General features: G+C 68.9%; 21 protein-coding genes and 1 pseudogene. 6 read left to right on the forward strand and 16 right to left on the reverse strand.

Translation table 11 applies throughout. From position 1 onward, the window contains the following. The first annotated feature begins 1 nt into the window (after position 1). Positions 2-4,780 (forward strand): NAD-glutamate dehydrogenase, encoded by a 4,779-nt coding sequence (locus tag ACPYN9_RS10685; protein ID WP_424466417.1) that lies wholly within the window; start codon positions 2-4, stop codon positions 4,778-4,780. 303 nt (positions 4,781-5,083) lie between these two features. Here the strand turns inward: ACPYN9_RS10685 and ACPYN9_RS10690 are convergent. The 6 genes and pseudogenes from ACPYN9_RS10690 to ACPYN9_RS10715 form a co-directional block, all read right to left on the reverse strand. Next, a pseudogene (locus tag ACPYN9_RS10690) lies at positions 5,084-6,291 on the reverse strand (IS110 family transposase). A gap of 262 nt (positions 6,292-6,553) precedes the next feature. Beyond that, positions 6,554-7,303: a GOLPH3/VPS74 family protein gene (locus tag ACPYN9_RS10695; protein ID WP_424466419.1), complete on the reverse strand. Its 750-nt coding sequence runs from the start codon at positions 7,301-7,303 to the stop codon at positions 6,554-6,556. Between the two features lie 77 nt (positions 7,304-7,380). Continuing rightward, on the reverse strand, positions 7,381-8,139 hold the full coding sequence (locus tag ACPYN9_RS10700) for an ABC transporter permease (protein WP_424466420.1): 759 nt from the start codon (positions 8,137-8,139) through the stop codon (positions 7,381-7,383). Continuing rightward, positions 8,139-9,056 (reverse strand): ABC transporter ATP-binding protein, encoded by a 918-nt coding sequence (locus tag ACPYN9_RS10705; protein ID WP_424466422.1) that lies wholly within the window; start codon positions 9,054-9,056, stop codon positions 8,139-8,141. Before ACPYN9_RS10705 ends, ACPYN9_RS10700 begins: the two co-directional genes overlap by 1 nt. Before the next feature lies 1 nt (position 9,057). Next, positions 9,058-9,363 carry a winged helix-turn-helix domain-containing protein gene (locus ACPYN9_RS10710; RefSeq protein WP_424466424.1) on the reverse strand — a complete coding sequence of 102 codons (306 nt, stop codon included), beginning with the start codon at positions 9,361-9,363 and terminating at the stop codon, positions 9,058-9,060. Next, positions 9,360-10,091, reverse strand: coding sequence for a hypothetical protein (locus ACPYN9_RS10715; RefSeq protein WP_424466426.1), 732 nt, complete (start codon positions 10,089-10,091; stop codon positions 9,360-9,362). Before ACPYN9_RS10715 ends, ACPYN9_RS10710 begins: the two co-directional genes overlap by 4 nt. A 66-nt stretch (positions 10,092-10,157) precedes the next feature. On the opposite strand from ACPYN9_RS10715, the gene ACPYN9_RS10720 reads away from it, so the two are divergent. After that, entirely contained in the window at positions 10,158-10,994 is an 837-nt protein-coding gene (locus ACPYN9_RS10720; RefSeq protein WP_424466428.1) for an exodeoxyribonuclease III, read from the forward strand. Positions 10,995-11,104: 110 nt separating this feature from the next. On the opposite strand, the gene ACPYN9_RS10725 is transcribed toward ACPYN9_RS10720, so the two are convergent. From ACPYN9_RS10725 to ACPYN9_RS10735, 3 genes are all read right to left on the reverse strand, one after another. Further along, the gene (locus ACPYN9_RS10725) at positions 11,105-11,824 is read right to left on the reverse strand and encodes an NUDIX hydrolase (RefSeq protein WP_424466430.1); all 720 of its coding nucleotides are present in this window, start codon (positions 11,822-11,824) and stop codon (positions 11,105-11,107) included. 376 nt (positions 11,825-12,200) lie between these two features. Next, positions 12,201-12,734 (reverse strand): ferritin, encoded by a 534-nt coding sequence (locus ACPYN9_RS10730; RefSeq protein ID WP_424466432.1) that lies wholly within the window; start codon positions 12,732-12,734, stop codon positions 12,201-12,203. Continuing rightward, complete coding sequence (locus ACPYN9_RS10735; protein WP_424466434.1) at positions 12,731-13,300, reverse strand: hypothetical protein; 570 nt, start codon at positions 13,298-13,300, stop codon at positions 12,731-12,733. Before ACPYN9_RS10735 ends, ACPYN9_RS10730 begins: the two co-directional genes overlap by 4 nt. A gap of 92 nt (positions 13,301-13,392) precedes the next feature. Between ACPYN9_RS10735 and ACPYN9_RS10740 the strand changes: the two genes are divergently transcribed. Together ACPYN9_RS10740 and ACPYN9_RS10745 are read left to right on the forward strand one after the other, a co-directional pair. After that, entirely contained in the window at positions 13,393-14,052 is a 660-nt protein-coding gene (locus ACPYN9_RS10740; protein WP_424466436.1) for a helix-turn-helix domain-containing protein, read from the forward strand. A gap of 55 nt (positions 14,053-14,107) precedes the next feature. Further along, positions 14,108-14,827, forward strand: coding sequence for a GOLPH3/VPS74 family protein (locus ACPYN9_RS10745; RefSeq protein WP_424466438.1), 720 nt, complete (start codon positions 14,108-14,110; stop codon positions 14,825-14,827). Between the two features lie 96 nt (positions 14,828-14,923). Here the strand turns inward: ACPYN9_RS10745 and ACPYN9_RS10750 are convergent, their stop codons facing one another. The 3 genes from ACPYN9_RS10750 to ACPYN9_RS10760 all read right to left on the reverse strand — a co-directional run bounded on the left by ACPYN9_RS10750 (position 14,924) and on the right by ACPYN9_RS10760 (position 19,739). Beyond that, positions 14,924-17,566, reverse strand: a complete 2,643-nt coding sequence (locus ACPYN9_RS10750) for a YhgE/Pip family protein (protein ID WP_424466440.1) — start codon at positions 17,564-17,566, stop codon at positions 14,924-14,926. 13 nt (positions 17,567-17,579) lie between these two features. Beyond that, complete coding sequence (locus ACPYN9_RS10755; protein ID WP_424466442.1) at positions 17,580-18,236, reverse strand: TetR/AcrR family transcriptional regulator; 657 nt, start codon at positions 18,234-18,236, stop codon at positions 17,580-17,582. A gap of 258 nt (positions 18,237-18,494) precedes the next feature. Further along, on the reverse strand, positions 18,495-19,739 hold the full coding sequence (locus ACPYN9_RS10760) for an FAD-binding protein (RefSeq protein WP_424466443.1): 1,245 nt from the start codon (positions 19,737-19,739) through the stop codon (positions 18,495-18,497). A gap of 204 nt (positions 19,740-19,943) precedes the next feature. On the opposite strand from ACPYN9_RS10760, the gene ACPYN9_RS10765 reads away from it, so the two are divergent. Continuing rightward, complete coding sequence (locus tag ACPYN9_RS10765) at positions 19,944-20,486, forward strand: AAA family ATPase (RefSeq protein WP_424466445.1); 543 nt, start codon at positions 19,944-19,946, stop codon at positions 20,484-20,486. A 416-nt stretch (positions 20,487-20,902) separates the two neighbouring features. Here ACPYN9_RS10765 and ACPYN9_RS10770 read toward each other — a convergent pair whose 3' ends face one another. Genes ACPYN9_RS10770 through glnT form a run of 4 tightly spaced genes read right to left on the reverse strand, consistent with a single transcriptional unit; the run spans position 20,903 to position 25,400 of the window. Further along, positions 20,903-22,273: an FMN-binding glutamate synthase family protein gene (locus tag ACPYN9_RS10770; RefSeq protein WP_424466447.1), complete on the reverse strand. Its 1,371-nt coding sequence runs from the start codon at positions 22,271-22,273 to the stop codon at positions 20,903-20,905. A gap of 21 nt (positions 22,274-22,294) precedes the next feature. Further along, a complete protein-coding gene (locus tag ACPYN9_RS10775) occupies positions 22,295-23,044 on the reverse strand; it encodes a protein glxC (protein ID WP_424466448.1) in 750 nt (249 codons plus the stop codon). After that, entirely contained in the window at positions 23,032-23,940 is a 909-nt protein-coding gene (locus ACPYN9_RS10780; protein ID WP_424466450.1) for a glutamine amidotransferase, read from the reverse strand. The genes ACPYN9_RS10775 and ACPYN9_RS10780 overlap by 13 nt, the downstream gene beginning before the upstream one ends. A 41-nt stretch (positions 23,941-23,981) precedes the next feature. Further along, positions 23,982-25,400: a type III glutamate--ammonia ligase gene (glnT, locus tag ACPYN9_RS10785; RefSeq protein WP_424466452.1), complete on the reverse strand. Its 1,419-nt coding sequence runs from the start codon at positions 25,398-25,400 to the stop codon at positions 23,982-23,984. Between the two features lie 170 nt (positions 25,401-25,570). On the opposite strand from glnT, the gene ACPYN9_RS10790 reads away from it, so the two are divergent. Further along, complete coding sequence (locus ACPYN9_RS10790; RefSeq protein ID WP_424466454.1) at positions 25,571-26,539, forward strand: aldo/keto reductase; 969 nt, start codon at positions 25,571-25,573, stop codon at positions 26,537-26,539. Positions 26,540-26,710 lie beyond the last annotated feature (171 nt).

Raw genomic sequence — 26,710 nt, forward strand, 5'->3', positions numbered from 1 at the left:
CATGATCCACGGAACTGAATTCAACGGACTGCGCGAGGCGCTCGACGACGTCGAACCAAGCATCCGAATTGGGCTCGAGCGGCTGATCGACGACGTCGACGCGGACGACATCGCAACGCGGGCGCCGCGCGACATCGTGGGGGCAGCCGCCACCATGCGCAGGCTCGCCTCCCGCCGCCAGCCGAACGAGACCCTCATCGCCGTCTTCACGCCGACGCTGAAGGAAGACGGCTGGAGCTCGCGACGCACGATCGTCGACATCTGCACCAGCGACGCCCCGTTCCTCGTCGACTCCGTCACCGCCGCCATCGCCAGGCAGGGCCTCGCGGTCCACCTGCTCGCGCATCCCGTCGTCTCCGTCCGTCGCGACGACAACGGCGAGCTGCTCGAGATGCACACGCACGGCGGCGACCTCGAATCGTGGATCCACCTCGAAGTCGACCGCGTCGCCACCGATGAAGGCCGCGCCGAGCTCGCCGAGCGGCTCCAGAACGTGCTCGCCGACGTGCACGCCGCCGTCGCCGACTGGCGGCCCATGCGTCGCGCGTGCCTCGACCTGGTCACCGACCTGCGCACCGAGCCGCCCGCGAGCGTCACCCAGGAGGAGATCGCGTCGGCGGTCGAGTTCCTGACCTGGCTCGCCGAAGACAACTTCACGTTCCTCGGGTACCGCGAGTACGCACTGGAAACGGATGAGGAGGGCGAGGAGGTTCTGCGCCCGCTGCCCCACACGGGGCTCGGTATCCTCCGCCGGCCGTCGACCGCAAGCACGCACCTCACCCCCGAGGCGCAGCGCACCGCGCGCGAACCCCGACTCCTCACCATCACGAAAGCCAACTCGCGCGCCACCGTGCACCGCGACGTGTACCTCGACTACATCGGCATCCGCAGCTTCGACGAGGCGGGCAACGTCACCGGCGAGCTGCGCTTCCTCGGCATGTTCACCTCGGTCGCCTACGCGGCCTCCGTGCTGACGCTGCCCATCGTCGGCGCCAAGGTGCGGGCCGTGCTCGCCGCATCCGGCCACGCCCCCAACTCCCACTCGGGCAAGGACCTGCTGCAGACCCTCGAGCAGTACCCGCGCGACGAGCTGTTCCAGGACAGCGTCGAGCACCTCCACGCCGTCGCCTCCGAGGTGAGCCGGCTACGGGAACGGCGCCGCTACCGCATCTTCCTGCGCCGCGACGAGTTCGGCCGTTTCGCCTCCGCCCTCATCTACCTGCCGCGCGACCGCTACAACACCACGGTTCGCCTCCGCATCGAGGAGCTCCTGCGCACGACCTTCGACGCCAGCCAGGTCGACCACGCCACCCGCGTGGGCGACTCCCCGCTCGCGCAGCTGCACTTCGTCGTGCGCGCGCCGAAGGGCACGCCGCTGCCCGAAGTCAGCGAGCAGGAGCTGCAGCCCCGCATCGAGCGCGCCATCCGCGGCTGGGACGAGGAGCTCGTCGACGGGCTCCACCGCATCTACGACGAGGAGCAGGCCGCCGAGATCCTCGGCACGTACGCCTCCGCGTTCCCAGAGGGCTACAAAGAGAACATCCCGCCGGAGGACGCGGTTAAGGACATCGCGCTCCTCGAGCAGCTCGACGACGAGACGCCGTTCGCCGTCCACCTCTACGCCCCTGAGCCCGACGAGCCGGGCAAGCGCTACTTCACCTTCGCATCCCACCACGTCTACCCCATCACCAGGGTGCTCCCCGCCCTCACCGACCTCGGCGTCGACGTCGTCGACGAGCATCCGTACGTCATCACCCTGCCGGACGGCACGAACCTGCACATCTCCGACTTCGGCCTCACCGCCCCGTCGGCGGAAGTCTGGAACGACGCCGAGTGGGGCGCAGAGCTCGAGTCGGTGTTCAGCGCGGTCTGGTCGGGCGCCGCCGAGACCGACCGCCTTAACTCGCTGGTGCTGCTCGGCGGGCTCCGCTGGCGGCAGATCGTGATCCTGCGCGCCATCAGCATGTATCTCCGCCAGATCGGCGCGACCTTCTCGGTCGAGTACATCGAGCAGGCCCTCACCGAGAACCCTGCGATCGCCGCCGACATCGTGCGGCTCTTCGAGACCAAGTTCGACCCGCAGCTCACCGGCGACCGCGACCTCGAGCTCGTGACCCTCACCGAGCGGCTGCTCGCCGCACTCGACGACGTCGCGAGCCTCGACCACGACCGCATCCTGCGCTCCATGATCGGCATCGTCGACGCGACCTGGCGCACGAACTTCTACCAGGTGGATGCGGAGGGCAAGCCCAAGCACTGGGTCTCGATGAAGCTCGACTGCACGCGTGTACCGGGCCTCCCCAAGCCGCACCCGATGGCAGAGATCTGGGTGTACTCGCCCGAGGTCGAGGGCGTGCACCTGCGCTTCGGCCGCGTCGCCCGCGGCGGACTGCGTTGGAGCGACCGCCGCGAAGACTTCCGCACCGAGGTGCTCGGCCTCGTGAAGGCGCAGATGGTGAAGAACGCCGTCATCGTGCCCACCGGCTCGAAGGGTGGGTTCTTCGCCAAACAGCTGCCCTCCCCGAGCGACCGGGGTGCGTGGCTCGAAGCGGGCAAGTCGGCGTACCGAACCTTCATCCGCGGGCTGCTCGACATCACCGACAACCGCGAGGGAGGCGAGATCGTGCCACCGACGGACGTGGTGCGCCACGACGGCGACGACCCGTACCTCGTGGTCGCCGCCGACAAGGGCACGGCGTCGTTCTCGGACATCGCCAACGGCATCTCCGAGAGTTACGACTTCTGGCTCGCCGACGCGTTCGCATCCGGCGGCTCGGCCGGGTACGACCACAAGGGCATGGGCATCACGGCGCGCGGCGCATGGGAGTCGGTGAAGCGCCACTTCCGCGAGCTGGGGCATGACACGCAGACCCAGGACTTCACCGTGGTCGGGGTCGGCGACATGTCGGGCGACGTGTTCGGCAACGGCATGCTGCGGTCCGAGCACATCCGCCTCGTCGCAGCCTTCGACCACCGGCACATCTTCATCGACCCGAATCCGGACGCGGCCGCCACGTTCGTCGAACGCCAGCGGCTCTTCGACCTCCCCGGCTCGTCGTGGGACGACTTCGACCGCAGCGTCATGTCCGAGGGCGGTGGCGTCTACCCGCTCACACAGAAGTCGATTCCCGTGACGCCCCAGATGCGAGAGGCGCTCGGCCTCGAGGGCGACGTGCAACGCGTCACCCCGCTCGAGCTAAAGAAAGCGATGCTGCTCGCCCCCGTCGACCTGCTGTGGAACGGCGCGATCGGCACGTACATCAAGGCGAGCGACGAGACCAACGCCGAGATCGGCGACCGCGGCAACGACGCGATCCGCGTCGACGGCCGTGAGCTGCGGCTGAAGGTCGTCGGCGAGGGCGGCAACCTCGGCGTCAGCCAACGCGGCCGCATCGAAGCCGCACTGTCCGGCGTGCGCCTGAACACCGACGCCATCGACAACTCGGCCGGTGTCGGCACCTCCGACCGCGAGGTGAACATCAAGATCCTCCTCGGCGCCGTCGAACGCGACGGGCGCCTCGACCGTGAGGCGCGCAACGAGGTGCTGCGCGCCATGACGGATGAGGTTGCCGCCCAGGTGCTGCGCGACAACTACGAGCAGAACGTGCTGCTCGGCAACTCGCGAGCCAACGCGGCCGAAATGCTGCCGTCGCACAAGCGCCTCATCGCGTGGCTCGAAGAGCGGGACGAGCTCGACCGCGACCTGGAGTTCCTGCCGTCGAACGCCGAAATCAAGCGCCGCGTCGAGGAAGGGCGCGGGCTCACGCGGCCCGAGTTCTCGGTGCTCGTCGCCTACGCGAAGCTCGCCCTCAAGAGCGACCTCGCCTCCACCGACCTGGCCGACGACCCCTGGTTCGCGAACACCCTCGCCGAGTACTTCCCCGCCGAGGTGCGCGAGCAGTACGCCGACGACCTGCACGCGCATCCGCTGCGCCAAGAGATCGTCGTCAACGACGTCGTGAATTCGATGGTCAACCGTGGCGGCATCACGTTCGCCTACCGGGCCGCCGACGAGACGGGAGCCACGAGCGAGGAGATCGCCCGTGCCTACGTCGCCGCGCGCGAAATCTTCGACCTGCGCGGCTTCGTCGTCGAGATCGAGGCGACCGACAACGTCGTCTCGACGGCCACGCAGACCGAGCTGTACCTCGGCTTCCGTCGCTTGCTCGACCGCGCCACGCGCTGGTTCGTGCAGCACCGCCCCGACCGCATCGACGTGGGTGAGGAGATCACGCGCTTCAGCGCCCCGGTCGCGCAGTTCGCGTCGCGGATGGGCGAGCTGCAGCAGGGCGTGGAGCGCGAGCGCTTCGAGGCCCGCGTCGCCGAGTTCGAGGAAGCCGGTGTGCCCCGCTCCCTCGCGCTGCGCGGAGCCGGACTGCTCGAGCTCATGCCCCTGCTCGACATCATCGAGCGCGCAGGCAGCGAAGGCTGGGACCTCGAGGAGTTCGCGGGCGTCTACTACTCGCTCTCGGCCAGGGTCAGCTTCGACGACATGCTCACGCGCGTCACGGCGCTCCCGCAGGACGACCGCTGGGGCTCCATGGCGCGGGCCGCGATGCGCGACGACCTGTACGCCGTCATGGTCGAGCTCGCCGCATCCGTCATCTCCCCGACTGAGCCAGCCGAGCCGGACACCCGGGTCGACGCGTGGATCGCCGAGCTCGGCCCCACCGCGACCCGCGCGCTCGGCGAGGCATCGGATGCGGTGCACGCGGGCGACGACACGGGCCTCGCCACGCTGTCGGTCGCGCTGCGCCGCCTCCGCTCGCTCGTGCGCTGACCCCGGCGGGCGGGGGTTGGCGCGCCCGCCCCGCCGGCCGCGCCCACCCCGCCGGCCGCGAAAGTTGTGGCTAAGTGCTCTTGCCGACGTTCCCGAGAGCAATAAGCCACAACCCTGCGTGCGGATCCGGCCCCGGCGCATCCACCTTCGGATGAGGTCGAAACCTGCGGATCGGCTCGAAGACTGCAGATCGGCTCGAGGGTTGTAGCTAAGTGTCGTTGCCGACGATCTGGACGACACAGTGCCACAACTCTGTGCGTTCTTGTGAAGCAGGGGGCGCGGGGGGTGTCCCTATGGTTCTTGTCAAGCGGCAAGGGCTAGGGGCGGTTGGTAGATGGTGCCGTCTCGGAGCATTGCGTAGAGAACGTCGCAGCGTCGTCTCGCGAGGGCGATGAGGGCTTGGTTGTGGCGCTTGCCCTGCGCGCGTTTCCGGTCGTAGTAGGACCTCGAAACCGGGTCTCTGAGCGCGGCGAAGGCTGACAGGAACAGAGCCCGTTTCAGGATCTTGTTCCCGCGCCGGGAGGCGTGCTCGCCCCGGATCGAGGACCCGGAACGTCTCGTGACGGGCGCGAGACCTGCGTAAGACGCGAGGTGACCGGCTGACGCGAATGACTTCCCGGCGACCTCGGTGAGGAGCCTCGCTGCGGTCCTGACGCCGACTCCCGGCATGCTCGTCAGGACCGGCGATGCGGGTGCGCGTCGACGAGCCGCTCAACCTCGACCGCGATCTCGGCCCGCTGCGTGCGGAGGTCCTCGAGCTGCTTCGCGAGGCGCGGCAACACGAGGCTCGCGGCGTTCGTGCCGACGACCACGACCGTCTGCTCGGAGAGCGCCTGCATGATCTCGCCCGCGAGGCGTTTGCCCATGCGCGGCGCGAGCTTCACGAGTCGGTTTCCGAGACGCGCAGGTCCGAGCTTCGCGAGATCGGCCGGAGCGGGATGCCGTTGCAGGAGATCAACGACCGCTGGGTGATCGAGGTGTGGCCCCAGGACCCGTTCGAGCGCGGGATGGATTTGCGTGAGCAGACCGCGGATGCGGTTGCTGGTCGCGGTCACTTGTCCGGCGAGGTCGTCATCGAAGCCGCAGAGCATGCTCAGTTCCGCGACCTGTTCGTCCGCGAGCTGGATTGATCTGAGGGCGTGCGGGAGGGTCCGGGCGGCTTCCGCGATGATGGCCGCGTCTCTCGCGTCGGTTTTGGCTTCTCCCGCGTGGAGGTCCGCGATGCGGCGCATCGCGAGCCCCGGCAAGTAGCCGACGAGGACGCCCGCGTCCTGCGCGACCGCGATCGGCAGCGCCCCGATCGTGGCCGGCTGATCGACCACGAACAGCAGCGTCCCGTGGCCCTTCAACCCGTCGATGAGCGAGCGCAGCTTGCCCTCGTCGTTGGGCAGCGCCTTGTCGAACAAGCGCTTCCCGGCGCGGTCGATCGCGACCGCGTGATGCTCACCTTTGCCGACATCGACACCGATGAACACGTCGACGCTGTCGTGCCCGATGATGCTGGATTCCATCAACCCTTCCCCTCTCCGAACTCGGTTGCAGTGCTGGCCGAACCAGAAGCGGCGGAGCTCGACATCCACGTTACGAACGACACTCAGACGAGTCCGGGCCCTGTCCCTATCAGCGATTCCCCTGCCGCCAAACCAGGCTCGGTGACAACATCCCCCAGATCATCAACGACAGGGGGCAGGAATCATGCCGAGCCCGGGATGGCCAACACCCTCCAAGGATCACTCCTCAACCGGGTAGGAAGAAAGTAACGGGGGGGCGGCGTCAGTCTCGCGTCGTGATGACGAGTGTCGAGACGGTCGCGAGCATCACGAGCTGCGCCTCGCGGATCATCGCCCCGAGCTCGCCCGCGACGGCCGCCGAGTCGACAAGCTCCTCGGCCCGCTTCGAGATGGATGCGCGGTCGAGGTCAGGGAACACGCGCGGCAGCACCCGCACTGCGTGGAGCAGCGCGACCGCTGCGGCGACGCGGTCGTTCTCGCGCGGCTCGGCCTCGCTCGTGAGCAACGCGCGCGCCTCCGCCTGGATCGAGTCTTCGAGCTGCGCGTTCTCCCCGCGCGGCCACCGCTCCGAGAACGTGCCGCCGAGGAACTTCTTCTCCTCGTGGCCGAGCACCCCGGCATCGACGAACTCCTCGGCGATGCCCTCCTTCAGCTTCGTGGCCTCCGACTTGGGTCCGCCGAAGCCGACGATGAGCTTGACCGCCGAGTCGGGCTTGCGTCCGACCGCCGTCTCAACGAGCGCTTCGAGGTCGGCGTCGGCGCCGGCCGGATCGAGCGGCTGCCCAACCGCGACGAACGTGCCGGGCTTCGCGTCAGCATCCACCCCCGGCTCGGTCTCTGCTGGTCCCGCGATGCGGAGCCTGCCGACCATGATGAGCTCGATGAGGCCGGCCGCCGACAGCACCTGCGCCAGCGCAGACCTGTCGATGAGCGGCCTTCCCGTCTCGTCGTCGAGAGCCAGCAGGAACACGGCCTGCGGCACGGTCACGGTCACTTCCCCTGTGGTGTCCATGACCCGACGCTAGGGAACAAGGCTGAAGGTCCCCTCCGCCCGGGCTGGCCGGCTGGCTGACGTACCGGCCACAGTCCCTACGAGAACTTCCGACCTTCGTCGCGCTTGTAGAAGAACACCGCGAGGAAGCCGAGCACGGCCGTCCAGGCGAGCAGTCCGAAGAGCGCCCACAGCGGGAACTCCCGACCGGAAACCACTGCGACGACGACCTCGCGCGCCTGCCGCACGGGCAGCACCTTCGAGACCGCATCCAGCCAGCCCGGGAACATCATCGGCGGCAGGAAGAGGCCGCCGCCGAACGCGAGCAGGAACATGAGCACCTGCGTGATCGCGATCGCCGCCTTCGGACCCGCAGTCGTGCCGACGATCGCGCCGATCAGCGCCGACGGGATGGCAGTGAGCACCACCGCGACGAGACCCAGCACCACTTGCATGCCGGTCGGCGCCGCGGCCGTGAAGAGGCCACCCACGATCAGTAACGGGATGATCGCAACCGTCGCCATGACAAGCGTGCTGATCACGAGCCCCGCGATGCGCGCCGATGGCTTCCCCGGCAAGGTGCGCAGGTACGGCACCCACGGCTTGGAGCGCTGCTCCGCGAGGTCCAGCCCGAGGCTGAAGAGTCCGTTCGTCATGAACGCGAACACGATCATCGACGCGACCGCCTGCGTCGCGATGACCGGGTCCTCCGCGATCGCGCGCTGCGGCAGCACGAAGAAGCAGAACGCGAGCGTCGGGAACACGAGCGAACCGATGACAGCGATGGGCACGCGCCCCGTCTCGATGAGCGAGTACTTGACGTGCGTAGCAACGAGGCCTGCGGTGGACATGGTCATCAGCTCCTGTTCTGGACGTTCTGGGTCATCGCGAGGAAGGCCTCCTCGAGCGTCGCGCCACGCACCGTCAGATCGGCGAAGGGGGCACCGGATGCGACGAGCGCGCGGATGAACGCGTCCGAGTCGCGCACGAGCGCGGTCACGAGACCCGCGTCCGCCGTCTCCGTCAGCGCATCCGCGTCGATGGCCCGGATGCGCGCCGCATCCACGCCACGCATCGTCACGCGCCTGCGCGAGACGCTGCCCACGACCGAGGCCAGGCTGCCGTCGGTGATGACATTGCCGTGGTCGATGACCACGACGCGCTCCGCGAGCTGCTCGATCTCCTCAAGGTGATGGCTCGTGACGATGACGGCGCAGCCGGCGCGATGCTTGGCGCGCAGCGCGTCCCACAAGCTGCGGCGCGCGTCGACGTCAAGGCCAGTCGTGGGCTCGTCAAGGAGCACCAGCTCGGGGTCGCCGACGAACGCCAGCGCGACCGCGAGCCGCCGCTGCTGGCCACCCGAGAGCGAGCCGCACTGCTTCTTCAGCAGCGGGCCGAGGTCGAACGCATCCACCAGCCCGCCCCGTGCGGCCGGCTTCGGGAAGTGGGCCGCGACGTAGTCGAGCACCTCCCCCACCTTGAGTGCTTCCGGCAGCGCGCTCGCCTGCGGCGTCGACCCGACGCGGGTTCGTGTGCGGACGTCGAGCGGGTCGCCGCCGAAGAGGCGCACCGTGCCGGTCGTCGGCGAGCGGAGGCCGAGGAGCAGGGAGAGCAGCGTCGTCTTGCCCGCCCCGTTCGGGCCGAGCAGGCCGACGCACTCGCCGGCCGCGACATCCAGGGAGACACCATCGAGCGCCAAGTTCGGACCGAACCGCTTGGCGACGTCGTCGACCTCGACGATGGTAGGCCGTGTGGTGGCGGGCTGTGCATTCATGTCATCCCCCGAGGAGTTTCAAGAGCGCCGTCCGGTAGCTGCGAAACGCGGCTCGACCGGCAGGGCTGATGGTCAGATAGGTGACGGGCTTGCGGCCCGCGAAGGCCTTGTCGATGACGACGTAGCCGGCATCCTCGAGCTTCGAAAGGTGCGTCGTGAGGTTGCCCGCCGTCATGTCAAGCAGGCTCCGCAGCTTCGAGAAGGTCATCTCGTCGCCGTCGTCGAGGCTCTCGGCGAGCGTCGTCATGATGCGGAGCCGCGCTGGCGCGTGGATGATCGGGTCGAAGTCAGTGTTGGCGTCGCTCATGCGCGCGCCCCGCCCTCGGGGACCGGCGTCCGCGCGCCGGGCTCGCTCGAGATGACTCCCGCGCGCAGCAGCACGATGAACGTGACGAAGATGAGCGGTCCTGCAGTGCTGTAGATGAGGTAGTGGGTTGGCGCCCCGAGCGCGGTTGCGACGACTGCAAGCACGACGACCGCGACCCCCAGCGCGAACTGGGCGCCGGAGCGAGACATCGCCGCGCCCGCCATGTAGAGCACGCCGATCGTGATGACGAAGATGCCCGGCATGAGGAGCGGGGCGAGCGCGGGGTCTTGCACGTGCCGCAGCAGCGACGCGGCGAAGAACCACGCGCCCATCATCGAGATCGACCAGGAGAAGCCGTAGAGGGTGCCGGCGGTGTTGCTGCGGCCGCGCATCCCCCGCCCCATCGAGACGCCGCAGACAACCGAGACGATGACGCCGACGATCATGAGCGAACCGAAGATGATGAAGGCCGTCGCGGTCGGGATGCGCAGGATCGGACTCGCGCCGCCGTCCTCCGCGCTCCACAGCGCTTGGAAGCCGACGAACCACGCGACGGCCCAGGTGCCGAGCAGGATGTACAGCGCGCGGTCCAAGCGCGTGCGCGTGGTGCGCTGCTGGTCGCGCATGAGAGCGAGCATCTCGCTCGGCGTGAGCGCTGCCTCGCCGTCCTGCGCCGCTGCCGGCGTTGGCGTGGCATCTGCGGGGATCGAGCGTCCGTTGGTGTCCATGCAAAGTAGTTTGCGCTACAAACTTGTTTGCGTCAAGCGCGGGGGCTGGGAGATAGCCTGGATCTCATGCGCATCGCCACCTGGAACGTCAACTCCATCCGGGCCCGCTCGGGCCGAGTCATCGACTGGATGGTGCGCGCCGACATCGACGTGCTCGCGATGCAAGAGATCAAGTGCAAGCCGGAGCAATTCCCGCGGGAGGTGTTCGAGGAGGCCGGCTACGAGCTCGAGATCCACGGCCTCAGCCAGTGGAACGGCGTCGCCTTCGCAAGCCGCCTGCCCATGAGCGACCCCGAGATCACATTCGCCGACATGCCAGGCTTCGGCAAGCCCACCCCGGAAGGCACGCTTCCCCTCGAAGCACGCGCGCTCGGCGTCACCGTCGAAGACGTGCGCCTCTGGTCGCTGTACGTGCCCAACGGCCGAGACCTCGCCAACGACCACTACCCGTACAAGCTCGCCTGGCTCAAAGCCCTGCTCGCCGACATGGGCACCTGGCAACAGGCGCATCCAGACACCCCGCTCGCCCTCATGGGTGATTTCAACATCGCCCCGCTCGACATCGACGTGTGGGACATGGCGGCGTTCGTCGAATCCACACACGTGTCCGCACCGGAGCGCGCCGCGTTCGAGGCGTTCCTCGAAGCCGGCTTCGTTGACACGGTCCGCTCACGCGGCGTCGAGGGCTACACCTACTGGGACTACAAGGCGCTCCGCTTCCCCCGCAACGAGGGCATGCGCATCGACTTCATCCTCGGCAACCAAGAGTTCGACGACCTCGTCGTGGATGCATCCATCGAACGCGACGAGCGCAAGGGTGACGGCCCGAGCGACCACGTTCCGGTCGTCGTGGAACTCGACCTCGAGACGTCCCTCGACGACGACCGCCCGATGATCTTCTAGGGCCGCCGCGGCCGCGCCGCCGGCCGCGGCCGCCCGAGTCTCGGGATGGGTTCCTCACCTCGGGATGGCTTGCAACCCATCCGGAGATGAGAAAGCCATCCCGAGACTGCTCAGCCCTCCGGAAGCTCGAACTCCTGCGACTCGTCCCACGGCTCGGTCCAGCCAAGGCGGTTGAAGATGCCGTCGAGCAGCATCGCCGTGAAACCCCACACGAGATGCTCGCCGCTGGCGTTCCGCACCATGAAGCCGGGTCCGCGCCACTCCTCACCGTCGCGCCGCAGCACCGTAACGCCCCGGTTCGCGGGGTCGAGCAGGTCGGCGACCGGCGCACGGAACACGGCGGCCGACTCCGCCTCATCGACCACGCCGACTTCGGAAGCGCGGCGCCACCAGGCGAGCACCGGCGTCACGAGATGGCGCGAGTAGGTCAGCGGCACGGGCTCGAGCGGGCCGAGCACGTCGATGCCTTCCGGGTCCAGGCCCGTCTCCTCGACGGCCTCGCGCAGCGCGGCGGCCACCGCATCCCGGTCCTCGGCGTCGACGCGCCCGCCAGGGAACGCGACCTGCCCCGGGTGCGAGCGCAGCGTCGACGCACGGGCGAGCAGCAGCACGTCGAGGTCGCGGGACACCGCCCCGGCCTGCGCGTCGCGGTCGCTGGGCAGCGAGTCGAGCATCCCGAACAGAATGAGGACGGCCGCCGAACGCGAGACGCGCACGAGCCGCTCATCGACGGGCGAGAGCGGCACGGCCGGCTCGAGGCCCGCCGCCGCACCAGCCGCGAGCTCGGTCAGTTGCGCAAGCGCGGCCTTCGTCGTTGATTCGGGATGCACCGCTTCAGCGTACGCGGGACATCCCCTTCGTCTCGGGATGACTTCCTCACCCACACTCCCGACTCGGGATGGGTTCCTCACCCACACTCCCGACTCGGGATGGGTCCCTCACCCACACTCCCGACTCGGGATGACTTCCTCACCCACACTCCCGTCTCGGGATGACTTCCTCACCCACACTCCCGTCTCGGGATGGGTTCCTCATCTCGGGATGGGTTGCAACCCATCCCGAGATGAGGAACCCATCCCGAGACGTGGAGCAGGCAGCGCCGACGCGCGCGGTGCCGACGCGCGCGGTGCCGACGAGCGCGGTGCCGACGCGCGCGGTGCCGACGCGCGCGGTGCCGATGAGCGCGGTGTCTGCGCGCGCCTGCGCCTAGAGCGCCCCGCCGGCAGCGGCAGGCGCATCCGCATCCTGGCCACCGTCACCGACCGTCTCGCGCGCGATGAAGTTCTCGATGTCGAAGAGGTTGTCGCCGGCGCGCTTCGCGATGGTGACGAGCGTCGACATGGAGGCGACCTCCTCGACCTGTTCCTTGAGGAACCACAGCATCGCCTGCTCGCCGAGCGCGTCGCCCTCGTCGCGAGCCGCGCGGAACAGCGCCTCGATCTGCGACGTCACCTGCTTCTCCTGCTCAAGCGCCAGCGCGATCGGTTCGACGACGTCGGCGAAGTCGGTCTGCGGTGCGGCGACGCCGGGGATCGTGACGCCCAGGTCGCGGTCGAGGCGGTACTGCACGAGCATCATCGCGTGGTTCCGCTCTTCGACCGACTGCTGGTAGAAGTGCGCCGCGAGCTGCGGAAGGTCGTGGTTGTCGAACCAGACGGCGATCGCGATGTATTGCTGCGACGCCGAGAACTCGTTGCCGATCTGGGTGGTCAGAAGCTCATTGAACGTTGGGGTAGTCACGCCACAACGCTACTGCTGGGGGCTTTCGCGTGGCGGTCAGGTTTCGCCGACGCGCGGAAGGTCCAAACGGCGAGGGCGACACCCGTCGCGGCCGCGAACGGCAGGCAGGCGACCACGAAGGCATCGCCGATGATCGCGCCCGTGCTCCCCCAATACTTCGTCTGGTCGGCATCCACTCCGATGCCCGCGACAAGACTGTTCACGATGACGGCCACGCTGAGAGCCGCGCAAGCGGAGGCCGCCACGACAGCGACCGACGCGACCCACAGCAGCGACGGGCGCAGGCTCAACGCGATGGCCCTCGCCACGTCGAGCGCCAGCCACACGCCGAGCAGCACCGCCGCGGCGATGCCCGAGTATGCGACGGCGATGAGCGTAGCGGCGAGGCGTGCCCCCTCGGCCGAGTCGCGAGCGACGCTGGATGCGGCTGCCGCGCCAGGGAAGACGAGCAGCATGTAGGCGAGGAAGCCGGCGAGGACCGCGAGCAGCCCCGCCCGCAGCGCGACCCGCCACAGCCAACCCCGCTCGGCGCCCCTGCGTAGTGTTCCGCCGCTCGCTCTCCCCATGCCGCAACGCTAGGGGCAGGCGGGCTCAGCGCCAAACGACGCGAGGGCGCTGACGCCCGAAAGCTAGGCTTGTGTGAAACTCCGGAGGCTGCATGAGCGACGCACACGACCACGACGAGATCGGCGTGGGCTCGGTGGACCGCGAGATCGACCCGGCCACCGCCGGCCCGCATCCGGGCGACCTTGAACGAGCCATCGCCGCGCAGGTGCGCGCGTACCGGCTCGCGTCCGGCACTTCCGTGGCCGAGATGGCCGACCGGGTCGGCATCTCGAAGGCGATGCTCTCGAAGATCGAGAACGCACTCACCTCCTGCAGCCTCACCACGCTTGGCCGCCTCGCCCACGGCCTCGACGTGCCCGTCACCGCGCTCTTCCGCGGCGTCGACTCCGACCGAGAAGCCGTGTACGTGCCCGCCGGGCACGGCGCGCAGATCGTTCGCCGCGGATCCCGGTCCGGCCACCTCTACGAGCTGCTCGGCGCCCTGCGCGGGCAGCACAAACGCATGGAAGCCGTCCTCGTGACCCTCACCGAAGCGAGCGAGGTCTTCCCCCTCTTCCAGCACCCGGGCACCGAGCTGCTCTACATGCTCGAGGGCCGCATGGTCTACGGGCACGGCGATTCCCACTATGAGATGGGGCCAGGCGACACCCTCCAGTTCGACGGTGAAGGGCCACACGGGCCCGAAGAGCTCATCGAGCTGCCCGCCCGCTTCCTGTCCGTGACTGCATACGGAGACCGCACGGAGAGTTGATGCCCGGGTGCTACCTTGGCGCGCACAACGACTCGAGCACCAGCCAGGGGGACCCATGGAACAGCCCGACCGCATCCCGCACGCCGACGCCACCGAACCGCAGCCGTTGCTCGCGGAAGACCTACTGCTTTTGCTCTTCAACCCGAACGACGGGAGCATCGGCGGCGAAGGCACGCTCTTCTACGTGCTCGGCGGGGCGGTCGTCACCGAGCTGGCGCTGCACGATCAGGTCGTGATCGAGAAGGCCGGACTTCGCGGCACCCTCGTGCTCTCCGTCGGCGACACCCCGCCAGACGACGAGATTCTCCGCGCGGCGTGGGAGTACTCGAACGACAAGCGCCGCGAGGTTCAAGGGATGCTCGCCGCCATCGGACCGAACCTGCGCGGCCAGCTGCTCGAGAGTCTCGTCTACGGCGGTGACCTCGTGCGAGAGAAGGGGAAGACGTTTGGGTTTATCCCGAAGACAACGCTCCGCGAGGGAGACACGGGGCGCCGTGCTGCCCTCATGAGCCGAGTCCAGGCTGTGCTGATCGACGGAGCCGAGCCCGATGCTCGCACCGCGGCTCTCGCGGGGCTCCTCTCCGCGAGCGGCGCCCTGCCGACCCTCTACCGGGAAATCCCGTGGGACACCGAGGTCATCAACCGCGCCAAGGCTCTCGAAGCCGGCGACTGGGGAGCCGCTGCCGCGAGCTCCGCCGTCGCACGCACCATGAACGCGATCACCATCAACGCCGCAGTTGCCGCGAGCGTCGCCGCGAACGCGGCCAATAGCTAGCCGCCGGAGCCGGTCTCGCGGCGGTTTCGGGATGGCTCCCTCATCTCTGGATGGGTTGCAAGCCAGCCCGAGATGAGAAAGCCATCCCGAGTCGGATTACGGACGTCCGCCGAGGTTCTCGACCGCGGCGACTTCCGGGGTGTGTGCGGATGCTGGTGCCGGAGCCGAGGCCGGCGTCAGCCGCTCGCGCCGCCGCTTCAGCACAATCGACAGCGTCGTGAGCGCGAGGGCCGCGACGAGCCACACGCTGAGCATCCCGTACGCCTCCCCGATACCGATCGACCCTCCGGCGACCAGCGAACGGAACGCGGTGACCGCGTAGTTCAGCGGCAGCCACGAGTGGATGAGCTGGAAGAACGCGGGCGCCGTCTCGACCGGGTAGGTGCCGCCGGCGGACGAGAGCTGCAGCACGATCATGATGAGCGCGAGGAAGCGTCCGGGAGGGCCGAGGAGCGCGTTGAACGCCTGGTTGACGGCGACGAAGGTGACGCTCGTGAGCAGCGCCAACGCGACGAGGCCGAGCATGTTGGCGGGTTCAAGGCCCAGCCCGAAGCGCACGACCGTGAGCATGAGCAGGCTCTGCGCGGCACCGAGTAGCGCGCCTGGCGCGAAGCTGCGCAGGGCGACGACGATCGCCGGCTGGCGCCCGAGCACGAGCCGCTCCCGAAGCGGCGGGAACATCAGGTAGAAGGCGAGCGCTCCGACCCACAGGCCGAGCGTCATGAAGTACGGCGCGAGGCCGTAGCCGTAGGCGGGTACCTCGTTGAGTCGGTGCTTCGTGATTTCGACGGGCGTCGAGGTGACCCCGGCGAGGTGGTCTGCCTGCGCATCCGTGTAGCTCGGGATGTCGGTGACCCCGTCGTCGAGGCCGTCTGCGAGGGTCTTGCTGCCGTCGGCGAGCTGCGTGATGCCGTCGTTCAGTTCCGTGCCGCCCGATTCGGCGTCTGCTGTGCCGTCGGCGAGCGTCGTGGCGCCCTGCTCGAGCTGCGTGGCGCCGCTGGCGAGCTGTGGTGTGGACGCTGCGAGCGTGGCTGCGCCCGCAGAGAGCGTCTGCGTGCCCGCCGCGAGGGTGGATGCGCCGTCCGCGAGGTCCTGCGTGCCGGTTGCGAGGGTGGATGCGCCGTCCGCGAGGTCCTGCGTGCCGGTCGCGAGCGTGGATGCGCCGGTCGCGAGCTGCTCGGTGCCGGAGGCGAGCTCCGCGGACTTCGTGGAGGCAGTGGAGACGGCGGTGACGAGCTCGTTGACCTTGCCGCTGAGCGGCGAGACGTGCTCGACGAGCTGGCTGGCTCCGGTCGCCAGCGTCGCCGACCCTGACTGCAGATCCTCTGCGCCGGTGGCGACCTGCTGCGCGCCGGAGTCGACCTGCGCGACCCCGGCCTGAAGCGCGGAAAGCCCAGTGCCGTCCGCCGCGTCGCCGACCAGCGCCGTCGCGCCGGAGCTGAGGTCGCCAGCCCCCGCATTTACCGTCTGCCCGGCCACCGAGAGCTGGCTCAACGCAGCCTTGCGTGCCTCGTCAGAGAGTGAGTCGTAGTTGGCGAGGAGCGAATCGAGGCCCGCGCTGAGCTGGGCCGTGCCCGTGGCGAGGGTCGACGCTCCGGTATCCAGCGACTGGCCGCCCGCGAGCGCCGCATCCGCCCCCGCCGCGAGCAGCGAGCTGCCGTCGGCAACCGACCTGGCGCCGGATGCGAGTTCGGCCGCCCCGCTCGCCACGGTCGTGGCCCCGTTGTCCAGCCCTGTCGCGCCGGTCGTGAGTTCGCTGATGCCCGTCGGGAGTGCGGAAGTCTGCGAGTTCAACTCTGCAAGGCCCGCGCTGAGGAGCTGCACCCCGGAGCTTGCCTCCGACAATTTTGTGTTCAGCTGTTGCGCTCCGCCGTTGGCCTCCGTCGCGCCCGTGCTGAGCTGCTGAGCGCCCGCGTTCGCGGTTGCCGCGCCCGCGCTGAGCTCTTGCGCACCCGAGTTGGCGGTCGCGAGGCCCGTGTTCAACTGCTGCACACCAGCATCCACCTGCGTGGCACCCTCGGCGAGGGTCGCGCTGCCGTCGGCGAGCGCAAGCCCACCCTCGCGCAGCTGCCCGAGCCCGACGACCAGCTCACCGGAACCGGTACGTGCCTGCTCGGCGCCGTCGTTGAGGTCGTTCGCGCCGTCGGCCGCCTCGGAGATGCTCTCGTGGATGTCCGTGAACCCCACGTAGACGTTGCGCAGGTACTCGTCGGAGACCTCCGCCGCGAGCTCATCGGCGACCGTTGTGCCCACCGTGGACGCGATGTTGCCGACGATGATGTTCGCGCCGTCGTTCGTGGTGATCGACAGGCGTGCGATCGCCGCACCCAGTGGGTCGTCGCCGCCAGCAGAAACCGCCGCGGCCGAGAAGCCCGCCGGGATGTCGAGCACCGCGAGCACCTTGCCCGACTCGAGGGCGCTCTGCGCATCTTCCGCCGTCATCTCGTGCCAGCTGAAGTTGTTCGACTCCGCGCTGTCGACGAGCTTCTCGGTGAGCGTCGCCCCCAGGTCGACGGGCTCGGCGGGCGCCCCGTCGCTCGATGAGGCGGGGGTCGCGGGCGTTGCGGGCTGGTCGCTGTTCACGATGGCCGCGTTGATGTGGTCGAGGCGGTGCGTTGGGTCCTCGTTCGACCAGATGAGCGAGCCCGCGTAGATGAGGGGAATGAGCGCGATGCCGACGATGACGATGAGCGTCCGCCGGTGCGTGCGCACAAATTCGGGGAGGGAGAAGGAACGCATGGAGTGGGGATCCCTAAGAGCGAACGTGCTCGACGCGGAGGGCGTCAAGCTCGGCGACAGTCGCGCCGGAGGATGCAAGAAGCAGGGCGGAGAGGCGCTCGACGAGCTCGTCGATGGATGCGCGTGCATCCGCCGAGTTCTCGCTCCCCGCCTCGGAATCGGCGGCGGCGAAGAGCCAGCGCGTGACGTGCCACATGGCACCGGCGGCGAGGAACTCGGCGCGGTCCTGCGGTGTGTCCGGGCCGGGGCGGCGGCGGATGACGGGTCCAAGCGGCGACGACTCGAGGAGCCTCGTGGCGAGGTAAGAGATGACGTCGCCCGTGAGGAGGCCGAAGCTGGTCTCGAGCGCGGCCCGGTAGAAGGGGGCGTCGGCGGCGAGCTCGTGGAGCAATGCGCGCAGCGTTCCGCGCACGAACATCGGCCACGACGGGTCATCGCCGAGGCTCGGGATGCGCTCGAACGCCGCCTGCAGCCGGCGGAGGGCGGCCTCGCGGATCAGCGCGGCGGTGTCGTCGAAGTGCTTATAGAACGTCGGGCGACTCACGCCGGCCCGGCCGACGATGTCGGTGATGCTCAGCTGGGCGGCGTCGCTTCCTCCGTCGAGCAGCTCGACGACGGCGGCGATGAGGGCCGCCCGCGAACGGACGAACCTCGCGTCTTCCTGGGTCATTGCTCTCCTCGATCGCGTCTAATTTACAAATGTAAATTAGCACGATCGGGTGAGAGTGCAAGAGGGAGGGAGCCAGAGTCGGAGCATTAAGGGCGCATCGACGCCGAGGCGAAGTCTTGTGTGACCAGCAGGAGTGCAATAACGCAGGGATCCGGGCTTAGGGGCCCGAAACAAGGCCACATTGCACTGCGAGTGGTCAGAGTCGCTCGGCAGGAGCGGCCAGGTGCGCACGCCCGGCGCCGGCGCACGCGCCGGGAACTACCGCAGCACGCGCCGAGTGAAGTCGTTCGCGAAAACACCGTTCGGGTCGTAGCGCTCGACGAGCTTCCTGAAGTCACCGAAGCGCGGGTACCGTTCGGCGACGGCGACCCGCTCGTCGAACACCTTTCCCCAGTGCGGGCGACCGCCGAGGGGCTCGAAGATCTCGTCGAGCAGCGGCAACAGTTCGGCGACCTCAGGGTCCTGCTTCCACGTGAAGTGCAGGCCGACGGCGTCGTTGCCGTGCATCGGGCTGAGCCACAGCTCGTCACGCGCGATGGTGCGCACCTCGTTCACCAGCAGGTGCGGGCGAATGTGGTCGGCGATCCCCGCGAGCGCGAGCAGCGCATCCGGTGCCCGCAGCCGCGGGATGAGGTACTCGCTCTGCAGCTCGGCCCCGTTGGACGGCTGGAACTCGAGCTTGAAGTGCGGGAGTCGCTCGTACCAGGGGCCGGCGACGCCGAACTGCTTACTGCAGGCTTCAGCCGAGACGCCGCGGATGGGGTGCATCGCCTCGGTTGCGGGTGCCGCTCCGTAGAAGTCGCCCTGCGCGAGTTCGCTCGCGAGCTGCTTCACCCATACCTGGTCGATGACCTCGGTCTCGGCCCACGTCGTGAAGGCGCTCACGCTGTAACCGGCACCCGTGATCTCGTCGAAGTTCTCGAGCAGGGCGGCGAACGGCAGGTGCTCGAACACCCGCTGCCGAACTTCGAAGTGCGGCACGACGTCGAGGCGGATGCGCGTGACAATGCCGAGGGCGCCGAGCGACACCACCGCCCCGTCGAAGCCCTCGTCTCCGCGTTCGAGCACCACAACCTCGCCGTCGCCGGCGACGAACTCGATCGCGGCGACGGCTGCTGCGAGGCTCCGGTTGGTGTTGCCAGAGCCGTGCGTGCCCGTCGCCACCGCGCCGGCGATCGAGATGTGCGGGAGCGACGCGAGGTTCGCGAGCGCGAGGCCGTGCTGCGCGAGGTCGATGGCCAGCTCGCCGTAGCGAGTGCCGGCGCCGATGGAGATCCAGCGACGATCCTCGTCGATCCGCAGCGGACTGCGCAGGCCCCTGGTCGAGATCCGCACACCGCGAGTGTCGGCGATGCGGTTGAACGAGTGCCCGCTGCCGAGCGCACGCACCTGCTTCTCCTCAGCGACCGCTGCCCGCACCACGTCACTCACCTCGGCTGTGCTCGTCGGTGTGGCGACGTGCTCTGCCTCGAAGGTGATGTTCCCTGCCCAGTTGGAGGTCACTGCGGCCCTGCTTTCTGCGTCATTGCTCGCGGCGCTGCGAAGTGGATGCACCGCCGACCAGGATACGGGGCAGGGCGTGTCCAACATGAGTGCGATATTGGGCCGTTCCGGTGCCCGACGCCGAGAAATCGTCAATTTTGCACTGATGTTGGACCGGCAAGCGCGGGTTGGCGGCGCCGCCTCCGGACGCCTATGCTCGCGACCATGCGGATTGTCGTCTCCGGAACACACGCCAGCGGCAAGTCCACCCTCATCAGCGACTTTGCGATCGCGCACCCGGAGTACACGGTCTTGTCAGACCCGTTCGACGAGCTGCTGGATGACAGCTTCGGCGGGCTCGACGCCAGCCTCTTCAGTCGGCAGCTGGACGTCGCCGCACGGCGGCTCACCGAGTATGCGGCGGTTTCCGATCTCATCGCCGAACGCGGGCCCCTCGACTTCCTCGCCTACCTGCGCGCCCTGGTGGAGCTCGGCCGAATCGGCGAATCGACCCTGGCGCTCGAGCGTGCGGCCGCCGTCACGCAGCGAGCGACCGCGCAGATCGACCTCCTTGTGGTCCTGCCACTCGTGGACAGCGACGAAATCCTGGTCGGCGATGACGAGGACCGCGAGCTTCGCCTCGCGATGAACGACGCACTGCTCGACTGCGTCGCCGAGCCTGAGCTCGCCGGACCTCACGTCGTCGAGATCGCTGGCTCCAGGGCGCAGCGCCTCGCGCAACTCGACGAAGCTCTCCGCCGCCTCTGAACACCCAGGTGATGCCCTCCGCCGCGGCGGAACACTCAGAGTGACGCCCTCCGCCGCGGCGGAACACTCAGAGTGACGACATCGACCGCAGGCGCCCGAATCTCCCCCGACACTGCTCCACGTCACTCTGGCTGTCACCAACCCGCGCCACCGGCCTGACTCGCCGCACCGACGCCCTGCGGGGAGCGAACCGCCTGAGCTTCACCGTGCAGCGCCGGCCAAACGACCGGCTCCGGCCCGGCCCGGCCCCGGCCCCAGCTCCGGCTCCCGGCCCCGGCTCGGACTCCGGCCCCGGCTCCGGCTCCGGCTCCGGCTCCGGCCGAAGCCGCCAGTCAGAGTGACGACAGCGGCAGATGCGCGCCCGATCGAAGCAGATCCCGCCCCACGTCACTCTGACTGTCAGCGTCGCCGAGACCTCAGTACTGTTTCCCCGGAATCCAGGTGGTGCCGGCGAGCGGTACGTTCGCCATGGCCGCAGATTCAACGGTCAGCGCGACGAGGTCTTCCGGCTCGAGGTTGCGAATGTGGGATTTGCCGCAGGCGCGGGCGATGGTCTGCGCCTCCATGGTGAGCACCCGCAGGTAGTTCGCGAGGCGCCGTCCACCCTCGATGGGGTTGAGGCGGGAGGCGAGCTCCGGGTCCTGCGTGGAGATCCCGGCCGGGTCGCGCCCGTCCTGGAAGTCGTCGTAGAAGCCGGCGGCCGACCCGATGTCGGCGTACTCCTGCTGGTAGCGGGGGTCGTTGTCGCCGAGCGCGATGAGCGCTGCGGTGCCGATCGCGACGGCGTCAGCACCGAGGGCCATGGCCTTCGCGACGTCGGCGCCCGTCCGGATGCCGCCCGACACGATGAGCTGCACCTTGCGGTGCATGCCAAGCTCCTGCAGCGCCGCGACGGCCTGCGGGATCGCCGCGAGCGTCGGGATGCCGACGTTCTCGATGAACACCTGCTGCGTCGCCGCGGTGCCGCCCTGCATGCCGTCGAGCACGACCACGTCGGCGCCGGCCTTCAGGGCGAGGGCCGTGTCGTAGTAGGGGCGGGATGCGCCGATCTTGACGTAGATCGGCTTCTCCCAGCCCGTGATTTCGCGCAGTTCGGCGATCTTGATGGTGAGGTCGTCCGGGCCAGTCCAGTCGGGGTGGCGGCTCGCGGATCGCTGGTCGATGCCGATCGGCAGTGTGCGCATGCCGGCGACACGCTCGGTGATCTTCTGGCCGAGCAGCATGCCGCCTCCGCCTGGCTTCGCGCCCTGGCCGAGCACGATCTCGATGGCGTCCGCCTTGCGGAGGTCGTCGGGGTTCATGCCGTAGCGGGAGGGCAGGTACTGGTAGACGAGGTGCTTCGACTGCCCGCGCTCCTCCGGCGTCATGCCGCCGTCGCCGGTCGTCGTCGACGTGCCGACCTCGGATGCACCGCGCCCGAGGGCCTCCTTCGCGTTCGCAGAGAGGGCGCCGAAGCTCATACCCGCAATGGTGACGGGAATGTCGAGGTGCAGCGGCTTGGACGCGAAGCGGTCACCGAGCACGACGTCGGTGCCGCACCGCTCGCGATACCCCTCGAGGGGGTAGCGCGACATGGATGCGCCGAGGAACAGCAGGTCGTCGAAGTGCGGCAGCTGCCGCTTCGCGCCCCAGCCGCGGATCTCGTAGATGCCCGTCCGTGCGGCGCGCTGGATGTCGGAGATCGTCGCACGGTCGAAGGTGGCCGATTCGCGGAGTCCGAGCTCGGCGAGACTGGCGGGTGTCTGCTGCGTGGGCGCCGCGGAGGTGGGCTGCTCGATGAGGGTCATGAGGGACTCTTCCTGCTCGGCCTAGTAGGCGTTGTCGACGTTGAAGTGGTAGAGCTTGCGGGCCGAGCCGTAGCGCTTGAACGCGGCCGGGTCGTCGTCGCGGCCGGCGGCGAGCAGCAGTTCGGCGAGTTCGGCGAGGTGCTCGTCGCGCATGGGCTTCTCGACGCAGTCGGCGCCGAGCGATTCGACGGTGCCTTGCACGTAGATGCGCGTCTCGTAGATGGAGTCGCCGAGGGCCTCGCCCGCGTCGCCGCACACGACGAGGCGTCCGGCTTGCGCCATGAACGCCGACATATGGCCGATGCTGCCGCCCACGACGATGTCGACGCCCTTCATGGAGATGCCGCAGCGCGCCCCGGCGTTGCCGTCGATGACGACGAGGCCGCCGTGACCGGTCGCGGCCGCTGACTGGGAGGCGTCGCCCGTGACGTGCACGGTGCCGCTCATGATGTTCTCGGCGAGCCCGACGCCGGCGTTGCCGTTGATGGTGACGGTGCCTTGCTGGTGCATTCCGGCGGCGTAGTAGCCGACGTGCCCGTCGATGGTGACGTCGATGGCCGAGCGGATGCCGACGGCCACGTTGTGCTTCCCGGCGGGGTGCTGGATGCTCCACCTGGTGCCGTCTTCGGCCACCTGCACGGCCGCGTTCACGACGCGAACATCCTGGCCGGCGAGGTCGATCGTGGTGGCGTTCGGGGCCGCGGGGAGCGTGGCGGGGGCCGGTGCGGCCGCAGGCGCCGCCGCGTACTGGGTGCTGTCTAGAGTGACCACGTGTAGACCTTTCCGGGGACTGGTTCGAAGATGTCGGCGGATTCGATGCCGGGGAGCTGCGCGAGGGCGCGGTACTCGGAGGCCATGGCCACGTAGTCGTCGGTGACGGCCACGATGGCGGGCTTGCACGCGATGGGGTCGCGCACGATGGCCATGCTGTCGGCAGTGGTGACGACCAGCGTGTAGAAGCCGTCGAAGACCTCGCCGAGGCTGATGAGGGCCTCTTCGAGTGTGTCGCCTTGCTCGAGGCGGGACGCGATGTAGCGCGCGCCGACTTCGGTGTCGTTTTCGGAGTCGAACTGCACGCCCGTGCGCTTGAGCTCGCGCCGGATGGACGCGTGGTTCGAGAACGAGCCGTTGTGCACGAGGCACAGGTCGTCGGCGACGGCGAATGGATGCGTGCCGCCAGCGGTCACGGCGGATTCGGTAGCCATGCGGGTGTGCGAGACGCCCTGGCTGCCCGACATCGATTCGAGACCGTGGTTGGAGGCGACGTCCATGGGGTTGCCGACGCTCTTCATGACGGCGAGGTGTCCACCGCGGCCGATGATGGTGGCGGTGGGGAGGGCGGCGCTGACGGCGTCGGCGAGGATGCTCGTCGACAGCTCGCCGCTCACGAGCGTCGTGTCACCCACGACCGACACCTTCGGCGCGGCATCTGCAGGAAGGGTGCGCTCGAGCTCGGCGGTCAGTTCCTCGGCAGTCAGGAGCTGCGTGCCGCCCAGGAGGCTGAGCGTTGAGGCAGCCGTGCCGGTGAGGTCGGGGTTGTCGTAGACGGCGAGGCCTGCCGAGTCGGGTCCGCGGTCGACCATCTCGCAGAGCATGGTCGAAAGCAGGTCGCCCATCTGCGGCCTGAGCTGGGGGTTGCGCAACTGCAGCGCGGCGATTCCACACACGGGCGTGGTCCTTTCGGGGTTGGGCTGGTGGGTCGGGGTGGTCAGAAGGCAGTGAGGTAGGTGTCGAGTTCCCAGTCGCTGACCTGGGCGTGCCAGGTGAGGAACTCGGTCTCTTTCGCGTCGGCGAAGTAGCGGCCGGTTGCCTCGTCGCCGCTGAGGCTTGCGAGGATCACTGGGTCGCGGCGCAGCGCTTCGACCGCGTGAAGGAGGGTTGCCGGGAGCACGGCGGCCCGTTCAGGCGCCTGGCCCGGACCGGAGGGATTGCCGGGGTCGATGCTCTTGTCCATGCCGTCGATGCCCGCCATGATCGACGTCGCGACCGCGAGGTAGGGGTTCGCGGCACCGTCGCCGGAGCGAAGTTCGACGCGCTTGTTGTCCGGCACGCGCACCATGTGGGTGCGGTCGTTCCCACCGTAGGAGGCCTTCCGCGGCGACCAGGTCGCGCCTGAGCTCGACGTCGCCGAGCCGATGCGCTTGTACGAGTTCACGGAGGGGGCGAGGAACGCCTGCAGCGCCGGCGCGTGTTCGAGGAGACCTGCCACGAAGCCGTAGGCGACGGGCGAGAGGCCGAGGCCCCGAGCATCCGCTGCCGAGTCGGTGGATGCGGCGGGGAAGAGCGGTTCGTCCTGGTCGCTCCAGAGGGAGAGGTGCAGGTGGAGGCCCGTGCCCGTGCGGTTCGTGAAGGGCTTGGGCATGAACGTCGCCGTCATGCCCCGCTCCTCGGCGAGCACGTTCAGGATGTAGCGCAGCGTGACGACGCGGTCGGCCGTGGTGAGGGCGTCGGCGTAGTCGAAGTTCTGCTCGAACTGGCCGGCGCCGTCTTCGTGGTCGTTGGCGTAGTTGCCCCAGCCGAGCGAGTTGATGGCGGTCGACACGGCAGCGAGGTGGTCGTACATCCGCGTCACGCCGCGAGCGTCGTAGCAGGGGCGCGGGCCGTTGTCGCGCTTGTCCGCGGGGGCGAGCGTGCCGTCTTCGGCGCGGTCGACGAGGAAGTACTCGACCTCGGCACCGACCTTCGCCGTCATGCCGCGCGTCGCGAGCTCGGCGATGGCGCGCTTCAGGATGTTGCGGGGCGCGTAGGGCCACGGCGTGCCGTTGACGTAGGGGTCGCAGTGCACGAGCGCGAGCCCCTGTCGCACGAACGGCAGCGGAGTGAACGAGTCGAGGTCTGGCATGGCGATGAGGTCGGGATCGTGCTGCTCCTGCCCGATGAGGCCGGCGGCGAAGCCCGCGAAGCCGAGGGCGCCGGCCTCAAGCTCGTCTGCTGCCGAGGTCGGGACGAGCTTCGCGCACGGCTTGCCGTTGAGGTCGACGAAGGTGGCGAGGATGAAGTGCACGCCGTGTGCCTGGGCGAGGTCGCTGAGGGTGATGCGGTCGCCGGCCGCGAGGCTGTTCCGTTCCGGTGGCGCAGCGTGCGCGCCGGGGGTGGCCTCGACCAGCTTGGGGGCTAGTTGCGTCATGGTCGTCTCCCGCATGTCTTGACGTTACCTGATATGAAACCTTGTTCGCCAATAGTAGACACGCGGATGTTTCCGCGGCGTGCGCGCCTGTAAACACTGGGTTACGGCGAAACGAGGCAGGTACTGGCAGGGACTCCCGCAGTGTCGGTGGCTCGTCTTACGCTCCAGCCATGGACTACACGAACCTTGGACGCACCGGACTCCGCGTCAGCCGGCTCGCACTCGGGTGCATGAGCTTCGGCGATCCGACGCGAGGCCTGCACAGCTGGACCCTCGACGACGACGCCGCCGCACCGCTACTCCGCCAAGCTGTCGAGCTCGGCATCACCTTCTGGGACACGGCGAACGTCTATCAGCAGGGCACAAGCGAAGAGATCATCGGCCGCGCCATGCGCCGCTTCAGCCGACGCGAAGACATCGTGCTGGCCACGAAGGTCTCCGGCAAGATGCACGACGGCCCCGGCGGGTCGGGCCTCTCGCGTCTCGCCATCCTCGAGCAGGTGCACGCCTCCCTCGAGCGCCTCGGCACAGACCACGTCGACGTGCTCTACATCCACCGCTTCGACGAGCTCACCCCGGTTGAAGAGACCATGCGAACGCTCGACGACCTCGTGCGGGCCGGCAAGGTGCGCTACCTCGGGGCATCGTCGATGTACGCGTGGCAGTTCGCGAAGCTGCAGCAGGCGGCGGCCGTCGGCGGATGGACGCCGTTCTCGGCCATGCAAGACCAGTACAACCTGCTGAAGCGGGAGGAGGAGCGCGAGATGATCCCGATGTGCGCCGACATGGGCGTCGGCCTCGTCCCGTATTCGCCGAACGGCAAGGGCCGCCTCGCGCGCCCGCGGGGCGAATCCACATCACGCGCGGCGGTAGATGCGGTGGCGAAGGCCTTCGATGTCGACGCCGACGGCCCTGTCATCGATGCGGTGGAGCAAGTCGCCGCAGAGCGAGAGGTGCCGATGGCCCGCGTCGCGCTCGCCTGGGTGCTGCGCAACCCGACGGTCGCGGCTCCGATCGTCGGAGCAACCAAAGCTAAACACCTGGGCGACGCCGTGGCCGCGCTCGAGCTGACACTGACCGACGACGAAGTGAGACGACTCGAGGCGCCCTATGTGACGCAGCCGCCGTTCTGGTGGTGACGGGCGGCGGCGAGCGTAAACACTGCGTTACGAGCAGTCGCTGGCACGTTTCCGAGGGCTCATCCGCCGCGGTCCGGGCGATGGAATAGGGGCACCCCGTTACTTTCTTCCTACCCGGTTGAGGAGTGATCCTTGGAGGGTGTTGGCCATCCCGGGCTCGGCATGATTCCT

Source organism: Pseudoclavibacter helvolus, assembly GCF_049707175.1.
Classification (GTDB): domain Bacteria; phylum Actinomycetota; class Actinomycetes; order Actinomycetales; family Microbacteriaceae; genus Pseudoclavibacter; species Pseudoclavibacter helvolus_A.

Coding starts and splice junctions, on each gene's coding strand:
- ACPYN9_RS10720 (WP_424466428.1), top strand. CDS start 10,158: ATGCGCATCGCCACCTGGAACGTCAACTCCATCCGGGCCCGCTCGGGC.
- ACPYN9_RS10770 (WP_424466447.1), bottom strand. CDS start 22,273: ATGACCCTCATCGAGCAGCCCACCTCCGCGGCGCCCACGCAGCAGACA.
- ACPYN9_RS10750 (WP_424466440.1), bottom strand. CDS start 17,566: ATGCGTTCCTTCTCCCTCCCCGAATTTGTGCGCACGCACCGGCGGACG.
- ACPYN9_RS10740 (WP_424466436.1), top strand. CDS start 13,393: ATGAGCGACGCACACGACCACGACGAGATCGGCGTGGGCTCGGTGGAC.
- ACPYN9_RS10715 (WP_424466426.1), bottom strand. CDS start 10,091: ATGGACACCAACGGACGCTCGATCCCCGCAGATGCCACGCCAACGCCG.
- ACPYN9_RS10765 (WP_424466445.1), top strand. CDS start 19,944: ATGCGGATTGTCGTCTCCGGAACACACGCCAGCGGCAAGTCCACCCTC.
- ACPYN9_RS10705 (WP_424466422.1), bottom strand. CDS start 9,056: ATGAATGCACAGCCCGCCACCACACGGCCTACCATCGTCGAGGTCGAC.
- ACPYN9_RS10685 (WP_424466417.1), top strand. CDS start 2: ATGATCCACGGAACTGAATTCAACGGACTGCGCGAGGCGCTCGACGAC.
- ACPYN9_RS10755 (WP_424466442.1), bottom strand. CDS start 18,236: ATGACCCAGGAAGACGCGAGGTTCGTCCGTTCGCGGGCGGCCCTCATC.
- ACPYN9_RS10745 (WP_424466438.1), top strand. CDS start 14,108: ATGGAACAGCCCGACCGCATCCCGCACGCCGACGCCACCGAACCGCAG.
- ACPYN9_RS10695 (WP_424466419.1), bottom strand. CDS start 7,303: ATGGACACCACAGGGGAAGTGACCGTGACCGTGCCGCAGGCCGTGTTC.
- glnT (WP_424466452.1), bottom strand. CDS start 25,400: ATGACGCAACTAGCCCCCAAGCTGGTCGAGGCCACCCCCGGCGCGCAC.
- ACPYN9_RS10700 (WP_424466420.1), bottom strand. CDS start 8,139: ATGACCATGTCCACCGCAGGCCTCGTTGCTACGCACGTCAAGTACTCG.
- ACPYN9_RS10710 (WP_424466424.1), bottom strand. CDS start 9,363: ATGAGCGACGCCAACACTGACTTCGACCCGATCATCCACGCGCCAGCG.
- ACPYN9_RS10735 (WP_424466434.1), bottom strand. CDS start 13,300: ATGGGGAGAGCGAGCGGCGGAACACTACGCAGGGGCGCCGAGCGGGGT.
- ACPYN9_RS10790 (WP_424466454.1), top strand. CDS start 25,571: ATGGACTACACGAACCTTGGACGCACCGGACTCCGCGTCAGCCGGCTC.